Origin of the sequence: Stenotrophomonas sp., from assembly GCF_032103445.1 — a bacterium.
GTDB lineage: Bacteria > Pseudomonadota > Gammaproteobacteria > Xanthomonadales > Xanthomonadaceae > Stenotrophomonas.
Map to the genome: position 1 here is coordinate 1 of NZ_DAMDFR010000048.1, position 24,110 is coordinate 24,110.

The window sequence follows — 24,110 nt, forward strand, 5'->3', positions numbered from 1 at the left end:
CCCCGCCCAGCCCGCCGTTGCCGCCCGGACCGAGCGAAGCGACGCCCGGCCGCGACAGCTGGGAAGGTCGGGTGATGGCACGGCTGGAGCGCTTCCGACGTTACCCGGTGCCGGCGCGCGCGCGCCGCCAGGAAGGCGTGGCGTATGTGCGGGTCAGCCTGTCGCGCGAAGGCAAACTGCTCGCGCTGGCGCTGGAGAACGGCACCGGCCATGCATTGCTCGACCAGGCTGCACTGGATACCTTCCGCCGTGCCGAACCACTGCCGCCGGTGCCGGCAGACCGCAGTGCGCCGGTGGAGCTGTCGTTCCCGGTTGAATTCTTCATGCGTTGAGCCGGCGCTACTGCGCCTCCAGCGCCCGGGCAATCTGTTGCTCAAGCAGTTCGGTGGACCGCTCCGGGTGGCTGGCCTGCGCGCGCTGTGCGGCGTGGTGTGCTTCCAGCAGCAGGCGATAGCGCGCCTCGTCATTCACCTCCACCTCGGCCGCCACAAAGCGCCGCGCGGCCTGGAAATACAGTTCCTGGGCATCACCCAGGTTGCGCGCCCGCTCACGCCAGCGTTCAGCGGCCGCCTGCTCGTTCGGCAATGCGTCGTAATGTGCGATCAGGCGCTTGATCGCTTTGAGGTCGCCAGCACGTGCCGCCTGCTCGGCCGCAATCTGCTGCCGCGACTCCAGCGGGCCGGTTTCACTGCCGCCGGTACAGGCGACCAGCAACACGCACAGCCCGCCCCACATCATCCTTTTCATCGCCCTTGTCCACGCTGGAAACAAACGCACACATCGTAGGACGACGGGGCGGTGCGCCTCGGTCGCACATTTCATCGCCGTTTGGGTTCGCGGCGCGCGGCGCGCGAGAACAGCCCCAATTGCCCCCACCATTTGGAATGCAGCTCCGATTTCCGGCCCATCCGCGCCATCCCACGGCGGCGACCTCCTCTCGCTGCGGCCCCTGCGTTGTGACGCTTCCAGCGCGGGGCGCGCATTGCTCTAAAATGCGGGGCATGAGCACCCTGACCTTCCGCGCCGCCACCCTGGCCGACATCCCCGCCCTGATCACCCTGGTCACCTCGGCCTACCGCGGTGACGCCAGCCGTGCCGGCTGGACCACCGAAGCCGACATGCTGGACGGTGCGCGGATTGACGCCCACGGCCTGCAGGCCGACATCGAACGCCCGCGCAGCACCGTGCTGCTGGCCGAACGCAACGGCGCACTGGTCGCCTGCGCCCATGTGGCCGATGAAGGCGGCAAGGGCTATTTCGGCATGTTCTCGGTCGATCCGGCCCAGCAGGGCGGCGGCATCGGCAAGCAGGTGATGGACGCGGCCGAAGCGCACGCCGCCCGCGAATGGGGCGTGCCGGTGATGCAGATGACCGTCATCGACATCCGCGACGAGCTGATCGCCTTCTACGAGCGCCGCGGCTATGCCCGCACCGGGATCAAGAAGCCGTTCCCGTATGGCGACGAGCGCTTCGGCATTCCCAAGCGCGACGACCTGCGCTTTGAAGTGCTGGAAAAGCCGCTGGTGGCACAGCCATGAGCGAGACCTGGACCTTCGTCTGCGCCACCGCCGAGCTGCTGCCGGGCGAGATGAAGAGCACGTTTGACGAAGTCACCGGAACGCCGATCGTGGTGTTCAACCTCGACGGCGAGCTGTATGCGCTCGAGGACCAGTGCACGCATGAAGAGTTCGAGCTGTCCTCGGGCACCTTCAATACCGAGGAAGGCAGCATCGAATGCGTGTTGCACAGCGCGCGCTTCGACGTGCGTGACGGTCGGGCGCTGTGTGCGCCGGCCTACACCCCGGTGCCCAAGTTTCCGGTGAAGCGCGAGCACGACGGGGTCTGGACCCGCGACGACCGCGATTGAGCCCCACCGGGGTAACCGGGTGTGACGTTGTGTCACGCGCGGTAACGGATGCGAATCATTATCGTTTGTGTTATCTTGGCGATTCCTTCCGCCCGCGTCCGCCTGTCCGATGGCATCCGCCCGTGACACCGCCCTGCCTGCACGCCTGATCGCACTGGTCTCCAGCGCGGTAGTGGCCCTGTGCCTGCTGGTGGCGCTCGGCGGCGGCAGCAGTGCGCGCCTGGCGGGGGCAATGGGTCCTCTGTCGGCACTGACGCAGGCCCCGGCACCGGCGCAGAACGGCACGCCGGCTCCGGTGGCCATCGAAAGCGGCACGCACGGCAGTCAACGCGGCGAAGCCGAGCCCGACACGGGACGTGATGGCAACACCGCGCTGGCGTCCCACGCGCTTGCATGGGCACTGGCGGATTCACGCGGGATGCCGCAGACCCCGCATGGCAACAGCCTCACCTTCGCGACGCGATTACAGCGTTCGCACCTGTCCCAGGCTCCGCCCCGCGCGGCCTGATCTGTCGCGCCGCGCCTGACCGCGCGGTCCCGGGCCACGCCCGGCGCTTTCCCTGTTTCCGTTACCGCTGTCCCACGCCCCACGCGCATGGCTCCCCCGCCTGTGCGCGCGTCCTGGCATCCGTCTCCCTTTCCAGACCATCACCTCATGATCAAGAGCCGCAAGCACGCTTCCCCCTCCCGCAGCGCCACCGGCCTGGCCACCGCCAGCCTGGTCGCCGGCCTGAGCCTGGCCACCCTGCCCCTGGCTGCCCAGGCCGACGCCAACGACCCGGCCAAGACCCTCGACCAGATCGACGTGCACGCGGTGCGCGGCTACAAGGCCGAGAAGCTGTCCTCGCCCAAATTCACCCAGAGCCTGCAGGACACCCCGCAGACCGTGCAGGTGATCACCAGCGACCTGTTCAACCAGCAGGGTGCCACCACCCTCACCGAAGCGCTGCGCAACAGCCCGGGCGTGGGCACCTTCTACGTCGGTGAGAACGGCAACACCAACACCGGCGACAGCATCTTCATGCGCGGCTTCGACACCTCCAGCAGCATCTTCGTGGACGGCGTGCGCGACCTCGGCTCGATCTCACGCGATGTGTTCAACACCGAGCAGGTGGAAGTGAGCAAGGGCCCGGCCGGCACCGACAACGGTCGGTCCGCGCCGACCGGTGCGATCAACATGGTCAGCAAGCAGGCCAACCTGCACGATTCGCTGGCCGGCACCGTCTCGGTCGGTACCGACGACCAGGCCCGCACCACCGCCGACTGGAACCAGACCCTGGGGGCAACCAGTGCGCTGCGCCTGAACGCCATGTGGCAGGACAACGACCAGCCCGGCCGCGACCACGTCAACAACAAGCGCTGGGGCATCGCGCCGTCGCTGGGCTTCGGCCTGGGCACGAACACCCGCTACTTCCTGAACCTGCTGTACGTCGACCAGGACAACATTCCCGACGGCGGCGTGCCGACCCTGGGCCTGCCCGGCTGGACCCCTCAGCCGACGCTGGAACAGCTGGCCGGGCACCCGGTGGATCCGGAAAACTTCTACGGCACCCGCGCCGACCACGACGATGTCACCGCGAAGATGGCCACGTTCCGCTTCGAGCATGACTTCAACGACAACGTGCGTCTGACCAACACCGCGCGCTGGGGTCGTACCGTGCAGGACTACCTGCTGACCGCCTTCATGGGCACCGGCACCCGCGGGGCCAACGGCGCACCGACCGGCAACATCCGGTACACCGACCGCAACAACCTGGACACCTACACGATCGCGCGCAGCCTGCCGACCTTCAAGGACCAGGAAAACACCATCCTCACCGATCAGCTCAACCTGCGCGCCGACTTCGCCACCGGCGCGGTGCGTCACACCCTGAGCACCGGCCTGGAGTTCACCCGCGAGGAGCTGGAGAGCTTTGGCCAGGCCGCCACCGGCGGCACCACCTGGTCGGCCGCCAACCTGTACAACCCGGACTGGAACGCCACCGGCCTGACCTGGGCGCACAACGGCGCGAACAGCTACGGCAAGACCACCACCTCTTCGGTGTATCTGTTCGATACCCTGGCGTTCGGTGACAGCTTCCTGGTCACCGCCGGCCTGCGCGCGGACCACTACAAGACCGAGTACGAAAGCGCCTCGGTCTGCGGCGGTCGCGGCCCGGCCTGTGGCAGCAACCCGGCCGGCACGGTCATCCCCAACCCGTCGCTGGAACATTCGGACACGCTGTTCAACTGGAAGCTGGGCGCGGTGTACAAGGTGGGCAGCGTGGTCAGCCTGTACGCGAACTACGCCATCTCGCAGCAGCCCCCGGGCGGCAGCAACTTCGCCCTGAGCAGCTCGGCCAGCAGCGCCGACAACCCGCGCCTGGACCCGCAGAAGGCCAAGACCTTCGAAGTGGGCACCAAGTGGGCGTTCCTGGATGACGCGCTGGCCTTCAATGTGGCCCTGTTCAAGACCGAGGTCAGCAACGAGATCAACACCCAGGTGCTGGACGATGCCGGCAACCCGACCCAGACCGGCAAGAAGTCGGTGCAGGGCATCGAAGTGTCCACCGTGGGCCGCATCACCGACAACTGGTCGGTGTCGGCCGGCTACAGCCACCTCGACACCGAAGTGGAAGAAGGCGCGAACGTGGCCGCTGACGGCACCCGCAACCTGACCTACACCCCGGGCGACACCTTCACCGGCTGGACCACCTACGCGCTGCCGTTCGGGCTGACCGTGGGCGGTGGCGTGCGCTATGCCGGGCAGATGCACCGTGGCACCGATGGCGCGGTGGGGACGCCGGCGTTCACCAAGTCGTACACGGTGTACGACGCGGTGATTTCATATGCGTTCAATGACCGCCTGTCGCTGCGTTTGAACGGCTACAACCTGTTCGACAAGGAGTACGTGGCCGCGATCAACAAGAGCGGGTACCGTTACACCCCGGGCGCGCCGCGCAGCTTCCTGCTCAGCGCGGATTACCGCTTCTAAGGGCTCCTGCCATGCTCCTGCACGTTCCGAACGTTCTGCGTCCCGACGAACTGGCCCATCTGCAGCAGGCCCTGGCCGCTGCCGACTGGACCGACGGCCGCGAAACGGTCGGCGTGCAGGGCGCGCAGGTCAAACGCAACGACCAGTTGCCGGATGCGTCCCCGCTCAAGGCCGAGCTGGGACGCATCGTGCTGGCGGCGCTGGAACGGCATCCGCTGTTCTTTGCCGCCGCGTTGCCGCTGCGGATCCTGCCGCCGCGCTTCAACCGCTACCAAGGTGGCGGCGAATATGGCTTTCATGTTGATGGCGCGGTGATACGCCAGCAGCTGGATGGCGAGCTCACCCACCTGCGCTCGGACGTGTCGTGCACGCTGTTCCTGGCCGACCCCGAAAGCTACGACGGCGGTGAGCTGATCATCAGCGACACCTATGGCGAGCATGAAGTGAAGCTGCCCGCTGGCGATCTGGTGCTGTATCCGTCCAGCAGCCTGCACAAGGTCAGCGCGGTCACCCGCGGTGCGCGGGTGGCGTCGTTCTTCTGGGTGCAGAGCATGGTGCGTGACGACAGCCAGCGGCGGGCGCTGCTGGAGATGGATACCGCGATTGAAACGCTGCGCGTCACCGGGGCGGATGCGTCAGCGGTATTGCAGCTGACCGGGGTGTATCACAACCTGCTGCGACGCTGGAGCGAGACGTAGTCCGGGCGCGACGACCAACGGTCGTCGCCTACCGGGTGTCGATGTAAATTATTCCTATTTGCATCTGCGTTTCAATCTCACTACAATCCGCGCCGCATCCTGAAAGGACTCCTGCGTGCGCCACCCACAACGCCACCGCTGCTTTGCCCCCGCCATGCGCGGGCAGCGCCCGGCGTTGGCGACGGTGCTGGCGTGGCTGGCCCTGTTGTCGATGCTGGTGGCCGGATTGCCCCTGCTGGGCCACGCCCCCAATGCGGCCGCGACCGCGTTGCAGCAACCGGCGGAAGACCGCCGCGGCGGCGAACTGGCCGAGGAATCCCCGGCCAAGCTGCGACGCGCCGCCAGCACCCGGGCAACGGCCCAGGCCGAACGCGATCCGCAACCGGCTCCGGTTGAATCCTTTGATGCGTTGATCGCCACCCTGGCCGATCTGCCGCCGCACGTTGTGCCTGCCATCGATTCGGCACCGGCTGCGCCGTTGCCTGCCGCTCCCGGGCTGCGCGTCCAGCGCGGCCAGGCACCGCCCCAGGGCTGATTGCCCGCTCCCGGCGCGTTCGCGCCGGTCTGGCCCGACCGCTGCGGTCGCGCGCCCGTACTCCTGATCTGTTTCCGTGCTGTGGCCTTCGGCCCCGGCCTTCCCGCGTTTGCACCCTTTGCAAGGAAATCTGCCATGGCCCAGCGCCATCGTCGTTGCACGTCCCTGTCCCGCTGCTCGCTGAGCATCGCCCTGCTCAGCGCACTGAGCGCTCCTGTCTTCGCTGCCGGTGATGCCGCCGGTGATCCCAAGACCCTGGACCAGGTGGTGGTCACCGCCTCGGGCTTCGAACAGAAGATCACCGACGCGCCGGCCAGCATCAGCGTGGTCAGCCGCGAAGAGCTGAGCAAGCGTCCGTACACCAGCCTGGTCGACGCGCTGCGCGACGTGGAAGGCATCGACGTCGGCATGGAAACCACCGACAAGAACGGCCGCGCCACCATCTCGATGCGCGGCATGCCGTCCGAATACACCCTGGTGCTGATCGACGGTCGCCGCCAGAGCAACGTCGGCCAGCTGTACCCGAACAACTTCGGCGGCGGCCAGTTCGCCTACCTGCCGCCGCTGGATGCGATCGAACGCATCGAAGTGGTGCGCGGCCCGATGTCCACCCTGTACGGCTCCGACGCCATGGGCGGCGTGATCAACATCATCACCCGCCGCAACCAGGACAGCTGGCACGGTTCGATCACCCAGGGCTTCACCGTGCAGCAGGACGACCAGTTCGGCGATGCGCGCACCACCGACGTGTACCTGACCGGCCCACTGGTGAAGGAGCGCCTGGACCTGGCCGTGCGCGGCAGCTACTACGACGCCAAAGCCTCCAACCCGGAGTGGGACGCACTGACCCTGCCCGACGGCAGCTTGTGGGAGCGCAGCATCGGCTTCGGCGGCGGCGGCAAGGCGGTGGCCAACACCAACTGGAACACCGGCGTGCGTTTGGCCTTCCATATCAATGACGACCACGATCTGTCGCTGGACTACGACGTGTCGCGGCAGAAGTACGACAACAGCGAAGGCCAGACCGGCACCCTGGACAGCGCCGCCAGCCTGTGGCGCGTGGGCAATGCCACCATCCCCAACCCGAACGGCACCGGCACCATCACCCGCCGCGTGGTGCAGCCGCGCGTGGGTTACACCGCCTACCAGCGCTACGAGCGTGACCAGCTGGCGCTGAGCCACACCGGTCGCTATGGCTTTGGCACCTGGCAGACCACGCTGACCCACACCACCAGCAACAATCTCGGCCGTTCGCTGCCGCTGACCCTGGACGAACGCGCCGACCTGCAGACCTTGTGGAACGACGTCTGCCGTCGCACCGGTGCCGCCAACTACTGTGCGGCCGGCCGGGCCAACGCGCTGACCGCGCTCAATGCTGACGAAGCCGCGCGTCTGAACGCGTTCCTGCCGCGCCCCCTGCGCACCATGGAGCTGGAAGGTTACGTGCTCGACACCATGCTCGACATGAGCTTCGGCGCGCACAAGCTGACCGTGGGTGGCCAGTACAACGACACCGACATGATCGACGGTGTGTTCGGCATGGACGGTGCCGGTTACCGCGACAACGTGAAGCAGCAGCACCGCATGTGGTCGGTGTTCGCCGAGGACAACTGGGCGCTGACCGACGCGCTGACCGCCACCGTCGGCGTGCGCTACGACGACCACAACATCTTCGGCAGCCATGTCAGCCCGCGCGCCTACCTGGTGTGGAACGCCAGCGACGCGTGGACCTTCAAGGGTGGCGTCAGCACCGGCTACAAGACCCCGCGTCCGGACCAGCTGTTCCCCGGCGTGACCGGCTTCGGTGGCCAGGGCGTGCTGCCGCTGGTGGGCTCGCCCAACCTGCAGCCGGAAACCAGCACCAACTACGAAATCGCGTCGTACTACGAGGGCGAGCGCTGGGGCTTCAACGTCACCGGCTTCCTCAACAAGTTCGATGACAAGATCGCCAGCGGCGGCACCTTCCCGAACTGCGAAGTAGCCCCGGCCGGCAGCGGCTACTGCGTGGACGTGGGCCCGGGCTGGGCGGCGCTGGGCTACAGCACCTTCAGCCAGAGCGTGAACATCGACAAGGCCGAAACCCGCGGCGTGGAAGCGGCGGCGCATGTGGACCTGCTGGACAGCCTGCAGCTGCGCGGCAACTACACCTATACCAAGTCAGAGCAGACCAGTGGCGTGGACAAGGGCAAGCCGGTCGGCGGCAGCACCACCCCGGCCAAGCACATGGCCAATGCCAGTTTGAACTGGCAGATCAACGACGCGGTGAGCCTGTCGCTGATCGGCGAAGGCCGCTATGACCGGTATCGCGACACGCTGGTGACCAATGTGGGCGGGGTGGCTACTTCGCAGGTGCGCTACTACGAGGACTACACGATCTTCCATCTCGGTGGCAGCTGGAACATCAACCAGTGGCTGACCTTGAATGCACGGGTGAACAACCTGTTCGACAAGGATTTCGTCTCGCAGTCGTGTGTGTTGATCAGCGACAGCGAGTTCAACTGCGTGGACGATTACGCGACCAAGGACCAGCGTCGGAGTTATTGGATTTCGTTGAACGCGAAGTTCTGAGGATCGCCTCCGGGTCCGGCGGCCGGCCGTCTTCGGACGGTTGTGCCGCGCGGTGCGTGGTTGCCACGCATGGCGTGGCACTACGGAGTTTCGGGGCACCGACGGTAGCGCCGGCCGTTGGCCGGCCCAGGCGGTGATGGGTTCATGCGGGCCGGCCAACGGCCGGCGCTACCGGGATCCCGCGCATCAATTGCGAACCATTCTCAACAATGGTGTAATTCGCGTCTTGAATCCCGAGCCCCGCCTTTTGGCCACCCCGTCTTCCAGCGTGCAGCAGCAACAGTCCCGCGGCTTCTGGCTGCGCACCCTGCACCAGTGGCACTGGATCAGCTCAGCGGTGTGCCTGATCGGCATGATCCTGTTCGCCGCTACCGGCCTTACCCTGAACCACGCGGCGAAGATCGAGGCCACCCCGCAGGTGGTCAACCAGCAGCTGCAGCTGCCAGCCGACCTGCTGGCCAAGCTCGGCACACGCGAAGACGGCAATGCCCCGATCCCGCGCCCGGCCACCCGCTGGCTCGACCAGGAACTGGGTATCTCGATCGGCCGCCGGCCGGCCGAGTGGTCGCCGGAGGAAATCTATCTGTCCCTGCCCCGCCCCGGCGGCGATGCCTGGTTGAGCATCGACCGCGAAACCGGTGCGGTGGAATACGAATCCACCGCCCGCGGCTGGGTTTCGTACTTCAATGACCTGCACAAGGGCCGCAACGCCGGGCCGGCCTGGGGCTGGTTCCTGGACATCTTTGCCGTGGCCTGCCTGGTGTTCTGCATCACCGGCCTGTTCCTGCTGCACCTGCATGCCCGCCAGCGCCGCATGACCTGGCCGCTGGTCGGCGTGGGCCTGATGGTGCCGCTGCTGATCGCCCTGATCCTCATCCACTGACCTGCCCTACGGAGCCGCACCATGCGCGTTACCCTGACCATCGCCCTGAGCGGCCTGCTGGCCACCTCGCCGGCCTATGCCACCACCCTGGACATCAACGTCGAGGTGCCCAAGCTCAACGTGGCCGAATACCACCGCCCGTATGTGGCGGTATGGCTGGAAGGGGCCGACCAGAAGGTCGCCGCCAACCTGTCGGTCTGGTACCAGCAGAGCGGCAATGCCGAAGGCCATGGCACCAAGTGGCTGCCGGACCTGCGCCAGTGGTGGCGCAAGAGCGGCCGCACCCTGACCGTGCCGGTTGATGGCGTCACCGGGCCGACACGTCCGGCAGGCAACCATGCGCTGTCGTTCTCGTCGCGGAAAGCAGACACGCATGGCGTGTCACTACAGAGCCTTGCGCCGGGCAACTACACTCTGGTGGTGGAAGCCGTGCGTGAAGTCGGCGGCCGCGAACTGCTCAAGATCCCCTTCACCTGGCCGGCCACTGCCCCGCAGTCCGGCAAGGCGCAGGGCAGCACCGAACTGGGCCTGGTGACGCTGTCGGTCAAGCCCTGATATCCCTCATCCGTACATGGAGTTTTTGATGAAGCGCTCGCTTGTCCTAGCCGCCGCCCTGGCTGCCGCACTTCCGTTCTCCGCCTTGGCCCACAAGGCGTGGCTGCTGCCCTCGCAGACCGTGATCGCCGGTAACAGCCCGGCCATCACCGTCGACGCGGCGATTTCCAACGACCTGTTCTACTTCAACCACGTGCCGCTGCGCCTGGAGAGCATCGTCATCACCGCCCCCGACGGCACCACCGTGCAGCCGCAGAATGGCTCCACCGGCAAGTACCGCAGCGTGTTCGACCTCGAGCTGACCCAGCAGGGTACCTACCGTCTGGCCTCGGTCAACAATGGCCTGTCGGCGACGTGGGAAGAGAACGGTCAGACGAAGCGCTGGCGCGGCACCCCGGCCACCTTCGCCACCGAAGTGCCGAAGAAGGCCAAGAAGCTGCAGGTCGCACAGTCGGTGAACCGGGTGGAAACCTTCGTCACCAACGGCACTCCGAACGACACCGCGCTGAAGCCGACCAAGCAGGGCATCGAACTGGTGGCCGTCGGTCATCCGAACGATCTGGCTGCCGGTGAAGCGGCCACGTTCCGCGTTCTGGTCGACGGCAAGCCGCGCGCCAAACTGGCAGTGGAGATCGTCCGCGGCGGTACCCGTTACCGCAACGCGCAGGACGAGATCAAAGTCACCACCGACAAGAAGGGCGAGTTCACTGTCACCTGGCCGGAAGCGGGCATGTACTGGCTGGAAACCAGCAGCGAGGACAAGAAGACTTCGCTGAAGCCGGCGAAGACGCGTCGGTTGAATTACGTCGCAACTCTCGAAGTGCTTCCGCAGTAATCGCGCGGACGGAAGGCCCGGCTACTGAAACCCCGTAGAGCCGGGCTTGCCCGGCTGCTTTCCGCCGACATCACGTGCAGCCGGGCAAGCCCGGCTCTACGTTCCCCATCATCCGCATCATCCCGGTTCGCCCCGAATCACCCCGCACCATCCAGCATCACCTGCATCCACATGACCTCCGCTTCCCCCGACATCGCGCGCCTTGGTGGCCACACCATGGGCACCACCTGGCAGGTCACACTGGTGGCCGCGCCGAGCCGCGACCTGCACCCGCTGCATGCGGGCATCCAGGCGCAGCTGGACACGGTGGTGGCGCAGATGAGCACCTGGGAAGCCGGCAGCGATATCTCCCGCTTCAACGCCGCACCCGCACGCACCGCGTTATCGGTGCCCGAACCGTTCGGCCACGTGCTGCGTGCCGCCCTGGACATCGCCGCACGCAGCGGCGGTGCGTTTGATCCGACGGTCGGGCCGCTGGTCGCCCTGTGGGGCTTCGGCGCACACGCACATGCGCGGCGTATACCTGACGCCTCCTTACTGGACGCCACCCGCGCACGTTGTGGCTGGCAACGACTTTCGCTGCAGGGCAACCAGCTCACCCAACCCGGCGGATTGGAACTGGATCTGTCCGCCATCGCCAAAGGTTTCGCCGTGGACGCGGTCAGTGCCTGGCTGCGCAGGCAGGACATCAGCGCGGCCCTGGTGGAAGTGGGGGGCGAGCTCCACGGCTATGGCACCAAGCCCGACGGCCAACCGTGGCGGGTGCTGGTGGAATCAGAACCCGAAGCCGATGCGGCCGCCGACCATCCACCCCGCGTGCTCGCTCTGGACGATCTGGCCGTCGCCACCTCCGGCGACCGCTGGCATCACTACGCCGCCGATGGCGTGCAGTACAGCCACACCCTGGACCCGCGTACGGGTTCACCGGTGACCCGTGCCGCCGCGGCCGTCACTGTCGTCGCCGCCGATGCGATGCATGCTGATGGCTGGGCTACCGCCTTGACCGTGATGGGCCCTGAGCAGGGTCTGGCCTTCGCGGGCGAACATGACCTGGCCGCACGCTTTGTCACCCGCACGGCAAACGGGATTGAAGAACACCTGAGCCCGGCGTTCCAGCGCCTGCTCGACACACAACAGGCGGCCGCATGAGCCGCGCCGTACTGGGCAACATCGCCGTTGGCGTGCTGCTCGCCGTTCTGGCCGTGCTGCTACTGCAACTGCACTTGGCCGAGCCGTGGTGGCAGGCAGCGCCATTGGCCTCGCACTGGCGCTGGGCCGCCGGCAGTCTGCTTGCCTATGCGGCCTTCTGCGGCTGGCTGTGGTGGCGCGGACGCACACGCGACGACACCACCATCGGCAGCGATGCCCTGCTGCTGGTGTGGGCCAGCCAGACCGGTTTTGCCCAGCAGCTGGCCGAACGCAGTGCCGAAGCGCTGCGTGCTGCCGGGTTACCGGTGCGCCTGCGCGGCCTGCACCAGGTGGACGCAGATCTGCTGCGATCCAGTACACGCGTGTTGTTCATTGCCAGCACCACCGGCGAGGGCGACGCACCGGATCATGCCCTGCCGTTCCTGCGCAGGGTGATGCCGCAGTCGTTGAAGCTGCCTGATCTGCACTACGGCGTGTTGGCGCTGGGCGATCGCAGTTACGGCCACTTCTGCGGGTTCGGTCACCACTTGGATGCGTGGCTGCGCAAGCACGGTGCACATCCACTGTTCGACACCGTTGAAGTGGACAACGCCGACCCGGCCGCGCTGCGCCACTGGCAGCAGCTGCTGGGCCAACTCGGTGGCAACCCCACTGAACTGCCAGACTGGGCACCGGCGCAGTACCAGCCGTGGACATTGCGGCACCGCGGGCAGGTCAATGTCGGCAGCCCCGGTGCTGCCACGTGGCGGGTGGATCTGGTGCCCGCAGACGGCGTGCTGCCTGCCTGGCAGGCCGGTGACGTGGTCGAGATCGGCCCGCAGCATGCACCGGCCGAGGTCGATGCGTGGCTGACCACGCATGGGCGCGACGGCGCGCGACTGATCGAGGGCGAGCCACTGCGCACGCACCTCGCCCGCTCACATCTACCGCAACTGCCCGAGTCGGTCCCGGCGGATGACGCGGCGCTGGTGGCCTCGCTGAAGCCACTGCCGCATCGCGAGTACTCCATCGCCAGCACCGCCGCTGAAGGCCAGGTCACGCTGCTGCTGCGCCGCCTGCTGCGCCCGGATGGCACGCCGGGGCTGGGCAGCGGCTGGCTGTGCGACTACGCCGAACTGGGTGGACGCATCGACCTGCGCTTCCGCTCCAATCCCAACTTCCATGCGCCGCCGACCGATGCTCCGTTGATTCTGATCGGCAACGGCACTGGCATCGCCGGCCTGCGCGCACACCTGCAGGCGCGGGTGGAAGCCGGGGCCCGCCGCAACTGGTTGCTGTTTGGCGAGCGCACCGCCTCGCATGATTTCCACTTCGGCGACGACCTGCTGCGTTGGCAGAGCGACGGATTCATCGCGCCGCTGGATGCGGTGTTCAGTCGCGACGGTGGTGCACATCGTTATGTGCAGGATCGTCTTGCTGCGCAGTTGGATACGCTGCGGCAGTGGGTCCGTGAGGGTGCGACGATTCTCGTCTGCGGCAGCCTGCAGGGCATGGCACCGGCGGTGGACGCGGTGATCGAGCAGGCGCTGGAGCGCGAGGGCAAGGAAGCGTTGATCATGGCCGGGCGTTATCGGCGGGATGTGTATTAGGGCGAACAGCCTTCTTCGTTTCGGGTTCATGCCCTAATGGGCCGATCGCCGTCATCGGCGGTCGACTGTCGTGCGACCCTACCGATGCTTCACATTCATCGCATCCGATGCCGACGCATTGCACCGTGCAATTGATCCGTCGGCGTTGTTGACCTGGTAGCGTCGGTCGACAGACGACGGCTCGCATCGGTGATCAGTGCGACGAACGCCGCACCTACCCCGAAGCAGCGCCGTTGGCATCCACCCGAATAGCCAACAGCTCCCCGCCCCCACTCAACGCATACCGTCGGCGCTCCCCCGCCGCCAGCCACGCGGTATCCCCCGCCGCCATCGGCGGCAACCCGTCCTCACCCTCAAACTCCGCCTGCCCGGCGAGCAGATGCACCGCCCACGCCGTCCCCGGCTCGGTGAAAAAGAACATGCTGCCCACCAGCGGCCGGTGCAGCAGTTCGGCCTGTACCGCATCACGCTTCCACATCAGATTGAAATCGTGGGTCACCCCATCGATCAGATCACCGGTAATGGCCTCCTCGCCGGCAAACCGCAATCGATCATGCGGCGGCAACAAGGTATGCACACGCCCATCTGCAAACCGCAGCCGCACCCCCTCCCCGCGCAGCAGCACCAGTTCGCGCTCTACACCCGGGAATGCAGAGAACGCCGCATCCTGTTCAATCTCGGCAATCGACAGTCGCACCTGCCAGTCCTCGCTGTCCGGCACGCGCAGAATCTCCCGCGTCCAGCCCAGGCCGTTGCGCCAGCGCTCGCGGCGATATTCAAAGGACGGAATGACGCGGGTGGTCCCGCCCAGCACGGAAGATTCGCTCATGCGGCCATTGTGCCGCAGCGCGTACTCAACCGGGGCGGCCGCCGCAATCGGGAGCCAGAAGACGCGAATGCTCCAGCCATTCCTTGTCCGGGTAATAGGCAAACACGAACGCACCGCCGCGCAGGCTGTTGATCAACGGCTTGGCCACGGTCAGGCGTACCGCCGGGCAACCCAGGCTGCGGCCGAGCCGGCCCTGCAGCTGCGCGACCGACGGATTCACGTAGGGTGCCCCGTGCATGACGATGGCGCGGTCGCGCGCATTGTCGTTGAAACCGGGTTCCAGCCCGTCCAGGCGCAACGAGTAGCCATTGCCCCCCATGTAGGTTTCCCGGGCGGTGAAGCCGCCGAGGCTGGACATGAAACTGCCGTCGCGGTTGGAGAAGCGCTCGGTGCGGTTGCTGCCGCTGTTGCGGCCATGTGCCACCCACTCCTGGTAGAGCAGCTTCTGCTGGGTGACATCGAACACCCACAGGCGCTGTTCGGTGGACGGGCGCGAGTAGTCGATCACCGCGAGGCGGGTGGGATCGACTGCGGAATTGGGCTGGCGCAAGGCGCATTGCAGGGCAGTCGTCGCCAGTTGGAGCACCTTGCGATCTGCCGCCGGCGCGGCCCGTGCAAGCGCCTCAGCCAGTAGAGCTGGGCTCTGCCCGGCTTTCTGTCCGCCGTTCGACCCCGCCTGGGCCGGCCAACGGCCGGCGCTACCGGGTTCGGCGGCGGCCGTCCCGACCGATACCAGACCGGTCAGCAACAACGATAAGGGCAGGCGCAATGACATCCCTACAACGTGGGCGCGCCCGCGTCCGATTCCAACACCGGCTGCAGGTTCTGTTCATCCGCCACCGGGCGCACCGCCGGCAAACTGGTCACCAGCAACGTAGTCCCAGGCACCAGCGCCTTGTACAACTGCTCCGCAAACGCCGGCGGCAGCGCCATCGGCAGGCTGGGCGTGGCCAGCAGATCCGGGCTGGCATTGCCGGCGCTCTGGCCCAGCAGTGGGTAAGCAGTCCAGCGATGCAGCTTCTGTGTCGCATCCAGCGGGCTGGGCGTCTCTGCGAAGCCCTGCTGCATCACAAACAGCGTGGTGCCCTCGAAAGCCGGCAAGGCTTTGGCCTGCAACTTCGATTCGCCGATCAGCACGCCATCGCGCAGCACATACAGGCGCTGGTCGTGCAGGCTGACCAGAATGCCGACCTGCCCGCTCGGCGCGGCGGCGTCATTCCAGTAGTGATCCGGCGCATCGGTGGTTTCCGGCAATGGCTTGCCGATGCTGTTCACCGGTGCCAGCACCGCCGGGTACGCCAGGCTCATTGGCGCGCTCTTGGCGTCGGCCACCACCACGGTGTCGCCGCGCTTGGTCTCGCCGAACAGCTTCTGCGCGAACGCCTGCGGCAGGCGCACGCAGCCATGCGAGGCCGGATGACCGGGCAGGTTGCCGCCATGCAGGGCGATGCCGTCCCAGGTCAGCCGCTGCATGTAGGGCATCGGCGCACTGTTGTAGAGGTTGGACTTGTGGTCCTTGTCCTTCTGCAGAATGGTGAAGACGCCAGTCGGGGTTTCATGACCCGGCTTGCCGGAGCTGATGGTGCTCAGACCGATGGCGATGCCATTGCGATAGACGTAGGCACGCTGCTCATCGAGGCTGACCACCAGCACGATCGGCCCGGCCGGGGAAATTTCGGGGTGCCAGAGGAACTCGCCGGGCTTGAGGTCGGTGGGACCGCGCGGGGTTTCGGTGGACGCGGGTGCGACGGCCCAGGCCGGTGCGGCGGCGAGCGCGAGCATCCCCATCGAAGCGTTGATAAACGTGCGGCGTGCAATCATCGGGTCGATCCTTGAGGGCTGATGCCACGCTAGCATGCCCACTGTCCACGACGCGCATGGCGCGTCGCTACACGAACGAGACATCCCGTAATGAGGCGCCATGCGCGTCTCGACTCAATGCAAAACAAAATTGCCCGGCCACACATCCTGTGTAGACCGGGCAATCAGGTACATCCGTGTCGGCTTCCCGCCTTCCCCCTGTGCATCCTGCCCAGAATGGGTGCCGGCCATGCTCCCTGCACTCGGCCGTATATCCGCCAATAACCCTTCCCGGGTCTGGAACCACCTTCCCGGTGGAACCGCGCCAATCCCTGTCGCAGCATCCGTGCGTGCCTCATCCCTGCGGCTGTCGGGGCGATTGCGGCGTCCTGCCGCAGCCACCGTTGACGGGCATCCTGCCTGTCGCGACCAATCCCCTTGTAATCCCCTACGTCAGCGCCGTGGTACGGGTGCCGGCACGTCCTGCCTGGACGGTGCCGCTGTGGGTGCCTGCCTGGTGCCCACCGTCATCCGCTGTCGGTTCCGTTCGACTGTTGCTGTCCCTATCCCCTTCACCCGGGTCAGATCCTCGACCCGCAGGAAGGGACCGTGTTGGCGCCGGTATGTGACGATCGCCTGAGCCTTGACCGGCCCGACATTCGTCAATCCCTGTTCCAGCGCCGCCGCATCGGCGGTATTGATGTTGATCCGCTCTGCCGTCCAGGCAGCGCCGCTCAACAACAGCCCCAGCACGAGTGCGTTACACGACTTCCAAAGCCCCACCGTGTAGCTCCCTGTGGCCCGGCACCGGTAGCAACCGGCTGATCCCGTCGGTGCTGCGAGTGTGCCCCGCCACATGCAGCCATCCTATCGTCCACATCGCCTTCACACAGCCGGCCAAATACCCGATGTGGTGTAGGAAAATTCCTACACGGGCAGCAGGCGTAGAATGGGCGGACTAGACCCAAGCATTCGGAGCTTCAGATGGACAGCGCCAAACTCGGCCAATACGTCAGTGACAAGTGGGACAACGAGATCGTCCCGCAATTGGTCGAATACATCCGCATTCCCAACAAATCGCCGATGTTCGACGCCAATTGGGTGGCCAATGGCTACATGGAACAGGCCGTGACCCTGATGGAGAACTGGGCCAAAGCCCAGAAGCTGCCGGGGCTGCAGGTGGAAGTGGTGCGTCTGGAAGGCCGTACCCCGCTGATCCTGCTGGAAATTCCGGCCACCGGCCCGGAAACCGGCGATGACACCATCCTGCTGTACGGCCACCTGGACAAGCAGCCGGAAATGACCGGCTGGGACGACGACCTCGGCCCGTGGGTGCCGGTGCTGCGTGGCGACAAGCTGTACGGTCGCGGCGGCGCGGATGACGGCTATGCCATCTTCGGTTCGCTGGCTGCCGTGCTGGCGCTGCAGGAACAGGGCCTGCCGCACGCGCGCTGCGTGGTGCTGATCGAAGCCTGCGAGGAATCGGGCAGCTACGACCTGCCGGCATACGTGGACCACCTGGCCGACCGCATCGGCAAGCCGTCGCTGGTGGTGTGCCTGGACTCGGGCTGCGCCAACTACGATCAGCTGTGGTGCACCACCTCGCTGCGCGGCCTGACCGGCGGCAACTTCTCGGTGAAGGTGCTCAACGAAGGCGTGCACTCCGGCGATGCCTCCGGCGTGGTGCCGTCCAGCTTCCGCCTGCTGCGCCAGCTGCTGTCGCGCATTGAAGACGAAAACACCGGGCGCATCCTGATCGACGGCATGCACGTGGAGATCCCGGCTGAGCGCCTGGACCAGGCCAAGCGTGCGGCTGAAGTGGTGGATACCGCCATCTTCGACAAGTTCCCGCTGGTGGACGGCCTCAAGCCGATGGCCGACGACCTGTCCGAGCTGGTGCTCAACCGCACCTGGCGTCCGGCGCTGTCGGTGACCGGCGTGGACGGCATGCCGCCGCTGGCCTCGGCCGGCAACGTGCTGCGCCCGCATACCGCCGTGAAGCTGTCGCTGCGCCTGCCGCCGACCGCGGACGGCAAGGCCTGTGGCGAACTGCTCAAGCAGGCCCTGCTGCGCGACCCGCCGAACGGCGCGGAAGTGAAGCTGGATCTGGAAAAGGCCTCCTCCGGCTGGAACGCGCCGGCGATGGCCCCGTGGCTGACCCAGGCCATCGATGACGCCAGCCAGACCTTCTTCGGCAAGCCGGCCATGTACATGGGCGAAGGCGGCTCGATCCCGTTCATGGGCATGCTGGGTGAGAAGTTCCCCGGCGCGCAGTTCATGATCACCGGTGTGCTCGGCCCGCATTCCAACGCACACGGCCCGAACGAGTTCCTGCACATTCCGATGGGCAAGCGGGTCACCGCCTGCGTGTCGAAGGTGATCAGCGAACACCACGCGGCCAGCCTGCGCGGTGAGACCAGCGGTTCGCCGGTGGCTGCCGACAGCGGCACGCGTCATGGCGGGCATGGTTGCTGCTGAGGGTTGACGGACAGCCGGGCAAGCCCGGCTCTACGGGAGCGCACGCGGATGGACGCAGGCTTTTGATAGGCTGCGTCCATCTTCCGCAGGAATCCGCACGATGGACGGACTGTTCGGCAGTACCAGCTGGCTCTACATCATTCTGGTCGGTTTCTTCGTTGGCCTGTTCGGGCGCTTCTTCATGCCCGGCAACAACCGCATGGGCTGCCTGCTGACCATCGTGCTGGGCATCGTCGGCGCACTGGTCGCCGGCTGGTTCGGTCAGTACATGGGCTGGTACGCGCCAGGCGAACCGGCCGGCTTCATTGGTGCCACGCTTGGTGCCATTGCGGTGTTGGCGATACTGCGCCTCTTCAGCGGCGGCAAGCGCTGACCCTTTCATTACCCACTCTTCATGAACGATCCCGCTTCCGATCCGCAGCGCACCGCGCTGCGGCTGCACTGGGCCCGCACCGCGCTGGCCGATGACACCACCCAGCTTGACCGCGCCTCGGTCGATGCCGGCTTCCGCAGCTACTGGCGTGCCACCAGCGCGCGCGGCAGCCATATCGTCATGGACTCCCCGCCCGGGCTGGAAGACGTGCGCCCGTGGCTGCGCATGCACGACCTGCTGGAACCGCAGGGTGTGCGCGTGCCGAAGGTGCTCGCCCGCGACGAAGCCCAAGGCTTCCTGTTGCTGGAAGACCTCGGCGGCCCCACCCTCGCCCGCGCGATCACTGACGACAACGCAGATGCGTGGTTCGACGCGGCGTTCGAGCAGCTGATCCGCCTGCAGTCCATCCCGGTGCCTGACGACTTCGGTGTGTTCGGCGAAGCGCTGCTGCAGCGTGATGCCGGCCTGTTCGACGAGTGGTTCCTGCAGCGCCATCTCGGCCTGCAGCTCGACTGCGGCGAAGTGGAAGCCCTGCAGCTGGCCCAGCGCCGGCTGATGGACAACGCCCTGCAGCAGCCCCAGGTGCTCACCCACCGCGACTTCATGCCGCGCAACCTGATGCCCGTGGAAGACGGACCGGCCGTCCTCGACTTCCAGGACCTCGTGCGCGGCCCCATCGCCTACGACCCGGTCAGCCTGTTCAAGGACGCCTTCCTGAGCTGGCCGCTGGAACGCGTGGACGCCTGGCTCGCCCGTTATCACGCCAAAGCACTGGCCGCCGGCTTACCCGTGCGCCCTTGGCCGCAGTTCCTCCGCGACGCCGACTGGATGGGCATCCAGCGCCACCTGAAGATCCTCGGCATCTTCGTGCGCCTGCGCGACCGCGACGGCAAGGGTCACTACTTCGCCGACGCACCGCGCTTCATCCAGTACCTGGACGAAGTGCTGCCGCGCCACCCCGAACTGGCCGGCCTGCAGCAGCTGCTGCAGGAACGCATCAAGCCCGCCATGGCCGAACGCGCATGAAGGCCGTCATTTTCTCCGCCGGCAAAGGCGAGCGCATGCGCCCGCTCACCCTGCACACCCCCAAGCCGCTGCTGGTGGCGGGTGGCAAGCCGCTGATCGTCTGGCACCTCGAACGCCTCGCCGCCGCCGGCATCGATAACGTGGTCATCAACACCTCATGGCTGGGCGATCAGTTTGAACCCGCGCTCGGCGATGGCAGCCGTTGGGGTTTGAAGCTGCATTACATGGACGAAGGCCCGGTACCGCTGGAAACCGGCGGCGGCATTCTCAATGCATTGCCTGTGCTGGGTGATCAGCCATTCCTCGTCGTCAACGGCGATGTCTGGACCGACGTGGATTTCGCGGCGTTGCCGAAACAGCCGCAGGGCGATGCGCATCTGGTCCTCGTCGACAATCCCGTGCAGCACCCGCGTGGTGATTTCATCCTGCACGCCAATGGGCAAGTGAGCAATGAGGGTGATGCGCCGCGGCTGACCTATGCCGGGGTCGGCATCTATCGTCCGGCGATCATTGAGAGCTGGCGCGAGGTGATTGGCGACACAGAAGGGGCCGCCGCGACGCCACCACAGTTCGGGTTGGCACCGTTGATGCGGCATGCGATGTCGCGGGGGCGCGTGAGCGGACAGCACCATCGCGGCAAGTGGACCGATGTCGGTACGCCGGAGCGGTTGGCAGCATTGGACCAGGCTCTTCGCGACCTGTGACGCAGACACGCATGGCGTGTCTCTACGCGGCACCCGGACCAGCAGGAGATTGGCATCGGCTCTCCCATGGCCCCCGACACACTGTCGGGGGCGGCCGACGGGTGCGGGGGTACGGGACCGTTGAAAACATGGGTGTTTTCGACGAGCCCCCATGGACGGGTTTACGGCGTGTCCCGTACCCCCGCGCCCGTCGGCCCAAACAAGCGATGCCTCAGCCGAGGGCTGTAGGCGCAATCACAACCGCGCCGCGCCGTCCTCGACGACCTGGCGCAAAAAAGGCACGGTGATGCGACGTTGCGCCGCCATGGATTCGCGATCCAGCCAGTCCAGCAGGCTGACCAGGCTGCCCAGCTCGCGGCCTGTGCGGGTCAGCAGCCATTCGATCGACGCTTCGTCGATGCTCAGCCCGCGCCGCACCGCGCGCTCGCGCAGCACCGCCGCGCGCCCCTCATCATCCAGCGGCTGCAGCACCACCCGTACGCACTGCTGCAGGCGTGAACGCAGGTCCGGCAACACCAACCCCAGCTGGTCCGGCGCGTGCTGCGCCGTGTACATCAGCGTGATGCCCGTCGTGCGCGCCCGGTTGTGGAAATCGAACAGCGCCACCTCGTCCTCGCGGTTGCCCACGATCGCGTCCAGCCCATCCAGCGTTACCAGGTCGCGCCCCTCCAGCGACTCCAATGCCGCACGCACGCGCCCCGCCACCGCCTTCAACGGCAGATAGGTCGGCTGCCGACCCGCCTGCTGTGCCAGCGAACACATCGCCAGCGCCTGATGCGTCTTGCCCGTGCCCGCCGCCCCTTCCAGGTACACCCAGTCGTGCGCCGCCCCCACCGCAATCGCGCGCAGCTGCGCCAGCGCGCCGTCCGGCGCGCCGATGAAGGTTTCCAGGCGCTCGTCCTGCGGGTAGCGCAGGGCAAGCGGCAGCTGCGGCACCATGCTCACTTCAGGTCAGGATCCTTCGGCACCACGATCGTGTCCGCGCGGCGGTCGATGTAGGAATCCAGCGCAATCGCCGTCTCACCCACATACAGCTCGCTCTCGCGGTAGCGCTGGTGCGCATAGCGCAGCAGCACGTTGCTCACCGCCGCCACCGGCAGTGCCAGCAGCATGCCCAGGAAGCCGAACAACTGGCCGCCCGCCATCACCGCGAAGATCACTGCCACCGGATGCAGGCCGATCTTGTCGCCCACGATGCGCGGCGTCAGCACGTAGCTTTCCAGCAGCTGGCCCACCGTGAACACCACGCCCACCAGGATCAGCAGCTTCAGGTCGAAGCCCTGCGCCTGCACCAGCGCCGCGATCACCGCCATCACAATGCCCGTGGTCGCGCCCAGATACGGAATGAAACTGATCAGACCCGCCACCAGGCCAATCAACAGACCCAGCTTCAAGCCCACCAGCGACAGGCCGGCCGCGTAGATCACGCCCAGCGCGATCATCACCAGGAACTGGCCGCGGATGAACGCGCCCAGCACCTCGTTGGACTCACGCGCCAGCTTGCTGATCGTGCCGATGTGGTTGCGCGGAATGGTCGAGGCCACCCGCTCCACCAGCTTGTCCCAGTCACGCAGGAAGTAGAACGCCAGGATCGGCAGCAGCAGGATGTTGACCACCCAGGTCACCATCGCAAAGCCCGAGCGCGACACGTAGCCGAAGAACGTCTTGGCGAAGCCGCCGGCCTGCTGCCAGTGGCTGCGCACCCACTCGATCAGCCGGTCCGGGTCCATCCACTGCATCACCTGAAGGCCGGTCTTCTGTTCGAACCACGGAATGCCGGTCTGCATCAGCCACGCCTGCGCCTGCGGAACGGCCGCGATCAACGTGGCGATCTGGCGCTCGATCATCGGCACCAGGATCAGCAGCAACGCGGTAATCACCAGCACCATCGCAACGAACACCAGCACCACGCCGGTGTTGCGCGAGCGGCCGGTGGCCTCGATCCGGTCGACCAGCGGGTCGCCCAGCCACGCCAGTGCCAGCGCCAGCACGAACGGGGTGAGGATCGGGGCCAGCAGGCTGATCACCCAGCCGATGGCCAGGGCCAGCAGGACATATTTGACGCGTCGCAGGAACTGGGCGATCTCGGCTTCCGGTGTCAGGATCATCGCAGGCGGTACTCGTTGCTGGCGGGGGGCGGCGGCAGGGTGGTGGCGTCGTTCTCGTCGATCGGCACCGGCAGCGGAGCCAGCGGCACGATCACGCCGTTCTCGCCCAGCATGCGGTTCAGGCCGGACAGCCCGGTGGTCATTTCCAGCGCCAGCTCCAGACGGTTGCCCGAGGCCCGCAGCGGGGTGATGTTGCGCACCACCGGGTTCTCGCGCAGCCCGGCCACCAGCCGCATGTAGTCCTCGGCATTGTCCAGGCCGGTCACTGCGATCGTGTAGGTACCGGCCGCGCCCGTGGCGGCACCGGCCTTGGCGTAGCGCTTCACCAGCGCGTCAGCCGCACCGTCCGCACCACCGGCCATCGCACGGCGGGCATCGGAATCCTTGGTGGTCCACTTGTTCAGCTCACGGCCGCCATCGACGAACACCCAGTCGGCGACCCAGCCGCCGGCCTTGTCGCGGTACAGCTTGCCGACCAGCTGCATCGGCGGGGCGTAACGGGCCGAAGCGCGCGCCACCGAGGCGGTGTCCTGGCGCCAGATCGCGCCGACCAGGGCCTGTTCAGCCGCGCTGCCGGTCGGCAGGCCCAGCTTGTAACCGCGCTCGACCGCGCGGTTCAGCAGCGGCCGAGCCGCATTGGCCTGCTGCACCGTGACCAGGCGCGGGCCGGAACCGTCGTCGATGGCCAGCCAGATCACCGGCTTGGGCCGGGGCTGCGGCCAGAGCGGCAGGCCCAGCGCGGAGATCAGCCCGTCCACGTCGTCCTGGCGGAAGCGGGCCACCAGCATGGTGCGGTAGCTGGGCGCGCCGCTGGCCGAGGTGCTCTGGTCCTGGCGGTAGTCGTAGCTTTCCACGTAGTCCTTGGCTCCGCGCAGCGCCTGCACCACGCCGGGGCGGGTCATCACGCTGCGGTCGCCGGAGAGCTTGGCGAGCACATTGCCCAGCGCGCGCGCCAAGGCCCCGGTGCGGTCGGCATCGGACTGGCTGTTGACCGGTACTTCGGCCTCGTAGGCCCCGGTGGCACTGGCCACGTCGCCTTCGGTGCGCATGCCGCTCTGGGCCATCGTGGCCACCGGCAGGCACAGCGCGAGGAACATCGTAAGAATGAGGCTGCGGCGCATCAGGTCTTCCATTGAGCG

General features: G+C 66.9%; 25 protein-coding genes. 17 read left to right on the forward strand and 8 right to left on the reverse strand.

What is annotated here, in order from left to right; all coding sequences use genetic code 11:
* Positions 1–332, forward strand: a 332-nt coding sequence (locus tag RT551_RS15400; RefSeq protein ID WP_313460295.1) for a TonB family protein, incomplete at its 5' end; no start/stop codon positions are given.
* Positions 333–339: 7 nt separating this feature from the next.
* Here the strand turns inward: RT551_RS15400 and RT551_RS15405 are convergent.
* Positions 340–747 carry a hypothetical protein gene (locus tag RT551_RS15405; protein ID WP_313460297.1) on the reverse strand — a complete coding sequence of 136 codons (408 nt, stop codon included), beginning with the start codon at positions 745–747 and terminating at the stop codon, positions 340–342.
* A 254-nt stretch (positions 748–1,001) separates the two neighbouring features.
* Here RT551_RS15405 and RT551_RS15410 point away from each other — a divergent pair, with 254 nt between their 5' ends.
* The 12 genes from RT551_RS15410 (at position 1,002) to RT551_RS15465 (ending at position 13,653) form a co-directional block, all read left to right on the forward strand.
* Positions 1,002–1,538, forward strand: coding sequence for a GNAT family N-acetyltransferase (locus RT551_RS15410; protein ID WP_313460299.1), 537 nt, complete (start codon positions 1,002–1,004; stop codon positions 1,536–1,538).
* Complete coding sequence (locus tag RT551_RS15415; protein WP_311190454.1) at positions 1,535–1,867, forward strand: non-heme iron oxygenase ferredoxin subunit; 333 nt, start codon at positions 1,535–1,537, stop codon at positions 1,865–1,867. The genes RT551_RS15410 and RT551_RS15415 overlap by 4 nt, the downstream gene beginning before the upstream one ends.
* Positions 1,868–1,976: 109 nt before the next feature.
* Positions 1,977–2,375 (forward strand): hypothetical protein, encoded by a 399-nt coding sequence (locus tag RT551_RS15420; protein ID WP_313460302.1) that lies wholly within the window; start codon positions 1,977–1,979, stop codon positions 2,373–2,375.
* Between the two features lie 147 nt (positions 2,376–2,522).
* Positions 2,523–4,841 carry a catecholate siderophore receptor Fiu gene (locus tag RT551_RS15425; RefSeq protein ID WP_313460304.1) on the forward strand — a complete coding sequence of 773 codons (2,319 nt, stop codon included), beginning with the start codon at positions 2,523–2,525 and terminating at the stop codon, positions 4,839–4,841.
* A gap of 11 nt (positions 4,842–4,852) precedes the next feature.
* A complete protein-coding gene (locus RT551_RS15430; RefSeq protein WP_313460306.1) occupies positions 4,853–5,539 on the forward strand; it encodes a Fe2+-dependent dioxygenase in 687 nt (228 codons plus the stop codon).
* A gap of 115 nt (positions 5,540–5,654) precedes the next feature.
* Entirely contained in the window at positions 5,655–6,074 is a 420-nt protein-coding gene (locus tag RT551_RS15435) for a hypothetical protein (protein ID WP_313460308.1), read from the forward strand.
* A gap of 135 nt (positions 6,075–6,209) precedes the next feature.
* Positions 6,210–8,642 carry a TonB-dependent receptor gene (locus RT551_RS15440; RefSeq protein WP_313460310.1) on the forward strand — a complete coding sequence of 811 codons (2,433 nt, stop codon included), beginning with the start codon at positions 6,210–6,212 and terminating at the stop codon, positions 8,640–8,642.
* A 247-nt stretch (positions 8,643–8,889) separates the two neighbouring features.
* Positions 8,890–9,525, forward strand: a complete 636-nt coding sequence (locus tag RT551_RS15445; RefSeq protein WP_313460347.1) for a PepSY-associated TM helix domain-containing protein — start codon at positions 8,890–8,892, stop codon at positions 9,523–9,525.
* Between the two features lie 21 nt (positions 9,526–9,546).
* A complete protein-coding gene (locus tag RT551_RS15450; protein WP_313460312.1) occupies positions 9,547–10,080 on the forward strand; it encodes a DUF2271 domain-containing protein in 534 nt (177 codons plus the stop codon).
* Between the two features lie 28 nt (positions 10,081–10,108).
* Positions 10,109–10,915, forward strand: a complete 807-nt coding sequence (locus RT551_RS15455; RefSeq protein ID WP_313460314.1) for a DUF4198 domain-containing protein — start codon at positions 10,109–10,111, stop codon at positions 10,913–10,915.
* A 171-nt stretch (positions 10,916–11,086) separates the two neighbouring features.
* Positions 11,087–12,064 carry an FAD:protein FMN transferase gene (locus tag RT551_RS15460; protein ID WP_313460315.1) on the forward strand — a complete coding sequence of 326 codons (978 nt, stop codon included), beginning with the start codon at positions 11,087–11,089 and terminating at the stop codon, positions 12,062–12,064.
* Entirely contained in the window at positions 12,061–13,653 is a 1,593-nt protein-coding gene (locus RT551_RS15465) for a sulfite reductase flavoprotein subunit alpha (RefSeq protein ID WP_313460316.1), read from the forward strand. Before RT551_RS15460 ends, RT551_RS15465 begins: the two co-directional genes overlap by 4 nt.
* A 214-nt stretch (positions 13,654–13,867) precedes the next feature.
* Here RT551_RS15465 and RT551_RS15470 read toward each other — a convergent pair whose 3' ends face one another.
* The 4 genes from RT551_RS15470 to RT551_RS15485 form a co-directional block, all read right to left on the reverse strand.
* Positions 13,868–14,482, reverse strand: coding sequence for a HutD family protein (locus RT551_RS15470; RefSeq protein ID WP_313460317.1), 615 nt, complete (start codon positions 14,480–14,482; stop codon positions 13,868–13,870).
* A gap of 25 nt (positions 14,483–14,507) precedes the next feature.
* Positions 14,508–15,257: a murein L,D-transpeptidase catalytic domain family protein gene (locus RT551_RS15475; protein ID WP_313460319.1), complete on the reverse strand. Its 750-nt coding sequence runs from the start codon at positions 15,255–15,257 to the stop codon at positions 14,508–14,510.
* Positions 15,258–15,259: 2 nt separating this feature from the next.
* Complete coding sequence (locus tag RT551_RS15480; protein WP_313460321.1) at positions 15,260–16,303, reverse strand: L,D-transpeptidase; 1,044 nt, start codon at positions 16,301–16,303, stop codon at positions 15,260–15,262.
* 432 nt (positions 16,304–16,735) lie between these two features.
* Entirely contained in the window at positions 16,736–17,032 is a 297-nt protein-coding gene (locus RT551_RS15485; protein WP_313460349.1) for a ComEA family DNA-binding protein, read from the reverse strand.
* A gap of 234 nt (positions 17,033–17,266) precedes the next feature.
* On the opposite strand from RT551_RS15485, the gene RT551_RS15490 reads away from it, so the two are divergent.
* From RT551_RS15490 to murU, 4 genes are all read left to right on the forward strand, one after another.
* Positions 17,267–18,760: a M20 family metallopeptidase gene (locus RT551_RS15490; RefSeq protein WP_313460323.1), complete on the forward strand. Its 1,494-nt coding sequence runs from the start codon at positions 17,267–17,269 to the stop codon at positions 18,758–18,760.
* 100 nt (positions 18,761–18,860) lie between these two features.
* A complete protein-coding gene (locus RT551_RS15495) occupies positions 18,861–19,133 on the forward strand; it encodes a GlsB/YeaQ/YmgE family stress response membrane protein (protein ID WP_311190438.1) in 273 nt (90 codons plus the stop codon).
* A gap of 21 nt (positions 19,134–19,154) precedes the next feature.
* Positions 19,155–20,159 carry a phosphotransferase gene (locus RT551_RS15500; RefSeq protein WP_313460326.1) on the forward strand — a complete coding sequence of 335 codons (1,005 nt, stop codon included), beginning with the start codon at positions 19,155–19,157 and terminating at the stop codon, positions 20,157–20,159.
* The gene (gene murU, locus RT551_RS15505) at positions 20,156–20,863 is read left to right on the forward strand and encodes an N-acetylmuramate alpha-1-phosphate uridylyltransferase MurU (RefSeq protein WP_313460327.1); all 708 of its coding nucleotides are present in this window, start codon (positions 20,156–20,158) and stop codon (positions 20,861–20,863) included. Before RT551_RS15500 ends, murU begins: the two co-directional genes overlap by 4 nt.
* 234 nt (positions 20,864–21,097) lie before the next feature.
* Here the strand turns inward: murU and hda are convergent, their stop codons facing one another.
* Genes hda through RT551_RS15520 form a run of 3 tightly spaced genes read right to left on the reverse strand, consistent with a single transcriptional unit; the run spans position 21,098 to position 24,104 of the window.
* Positions 21,098–21,802, reverse strand: a complete 705-nt coding sequence (gene hda / locus RT551_RS15510; RefSeq protein WP_313460351.1) for a DnaA regulatory inactivator Hda — start codon at positions 21,800–21,802, stop codon at positions 21,098–21,100.
* Between the two features lie 2 nt (positions 21,803–21,804).
* On the reverse strand, positions 21,805–22,971 hold the full coding sequence (locus RT551_RS15515; protein ID WP_313460329.1) for an AI-2E family transporter: 1,167 nt from the start codon (positions 22,969–22,971) through the stop codon (positions 21,805–21,807).
* On the reverse strand, positions 22,968–24,104 hold the full coding sequence (locus tag RT551_RS15520; protein WP_313460331.1) for a DUF2066 domain-containing protein: 1,137 nt from the start codon (positions 24,102–24,104) through the stop codon (positions 22,968–22,970). The genes RT551_RS15515 and RT551_RS15520 overlap by 4 nt, the downstream gene beginning before the upstream one ends.
* Between the last annotated feature and the right edge of the window lie 6 nt (positions 24,105–24,110).

Bases quoted from the DNA above. Each gene is read 5' to 3' on its own strand.
- RT551_RS15405 (WP_313460297.1), bottom strand. From the start codon at position 747: ATGAAAAGGATGATGTGGGGCGGGCTGTGCGTGTTGCTGGTCGCCTGT.
- RT551_RS15410 (WP_313460299.1), top strand. From the start codon at position 1,002: ATGAGCACCCTGACCTTCCGCGCCGCCACCCTGGCCGACATCCCCGCC.
- RT551_RS15415 (WP_311190454.1), top strand. From the start codon at position 1,535: ATGAGCGAGACCTGGACCTTCGTCTGCGCCACCGCCGAGCTGCTGCCG.
- RT551_RS15420 (WP_313460302.1), top strand. From the start codon at position 1,977: ATGGCATCCGCCCGTGACACCGCCCTGCCTGCACGCCTGATCGCACTG.
- RT551_RS15425 (WP_313460304.1), top strand. From the start codon at position 2,523: ATGATCAAGAGCCGCAAGCACGCTTCCCCCTCCCGCAGCGCCACCGGC.
- RT551_RS15430 (WP_313460306.1), top strand. From the start codon at position 4,853: ATGCTCCTGCACGTTCCGAACGTTCTGCGTCCCGACGAACTGGCCCAT.
- RT551_RS15440 (WP_313460310.1), top strand. From the start codon at position 6,210: ATGGCCCAGCGCCATCGTCGTTGCACGTCCCTGTCCCGCTGCTCGCTG.
- RT551_RS15450 (WP_313460312.1), top strand. From the start codon at position 9,547: ATGCGCGTTACCCTGACCATCGCCCTGAGCGGCCTGCTGGCCACCTCG.
- RT551_RS15455 (WP_313460314.1), top strand. From the start codon at position 10,109: ATGAAGCGCTCGCTTGTCCTAGCCGCCGCCCTGGCTGCCGCACTTCCG.
- RT551_RS15460 (WP_313460315.1), top strand. From the start codon at position 11,087: ATGACCTCCGCTTCCCCCGACATCGCGCGCCTTGGTGGCCACACCATG.
- RT551_RS15465 (WP_313460316.1), top strand. From the start codon at position 12,061: ATGAGCCGCGCCGTACTGGGCAACATCGCCGTTGGCGTGCTGCTCGCC.
- RT551_RS15470 (WP_313460317.1), bottom strand. From the start codon at position 14,482: ATGAGCGAATCTTCCGTGCTGGGCGGGACCACCCGCGTCATTCCGTCC.
- RT551_RS15475 (WP_313460319.1), bottom strand. From the start codon at position 15,257: ATGTCATTGCGCCTGCCCTTATCGTTGTTGCTGACCGGTCTGGTATCG.
- RT551_RS15480 (WP_313460321.1), bottom strand. From the start codon at position 16,303: ATGATTGCACGCCGCACGTTTATCAACGCTTCGATGGGGATGCTCGCG.
- RT551_RS15490 (WP_313460323.1), top strand. From the start codon at position 17,267: ATGGACAGCGCCAAACTCGGCCAATACGTCAGTGACAAGTGGGACAAC.
- RT551_RS15495 (WP_311190438.1), top strand. From the start codon at position 18,861: ATGGACGGACTGTTCGGCAGTACCAGCTGGCTCTACATCATTCTGGTC.
- RT551_RS15500 (WP_313460326.1), top strand. From the start codon at position 19,155: ATGAACGATCCCGCTTCCGATCCGCAGCGCACCGCGCTGCGGCTGCAC.
- murU (WP_313460327.1), top strand. From the start codon at position 20,156: ATGAAGGCCGTCATTTTCTCCGCCGGCAAAGGCGAGCGCATGCGCCCG.
- hda (WP_313460351.1), bottom strand. From the start codon at position 21,802: ATGGTGCCGCAGCTGCCGCTTGCCCTGCGCTACCCGCAGGACGAGCGC.
- RT551_RS15515 (WP_313460329.1), bottom strand. From the start codon at position 22,971: ATGATCCTGACACCGGAAGCCGAGATCGCCCAGTTCCTGCGACGCGTC.
- RT551_RS15520 (WP_313460331.1), bottom strand. From the start codon at position 24,104: ATGGAAGACCTGATGCGCCGCAGCCTCATTCTTACGATGTTCCTCGCG.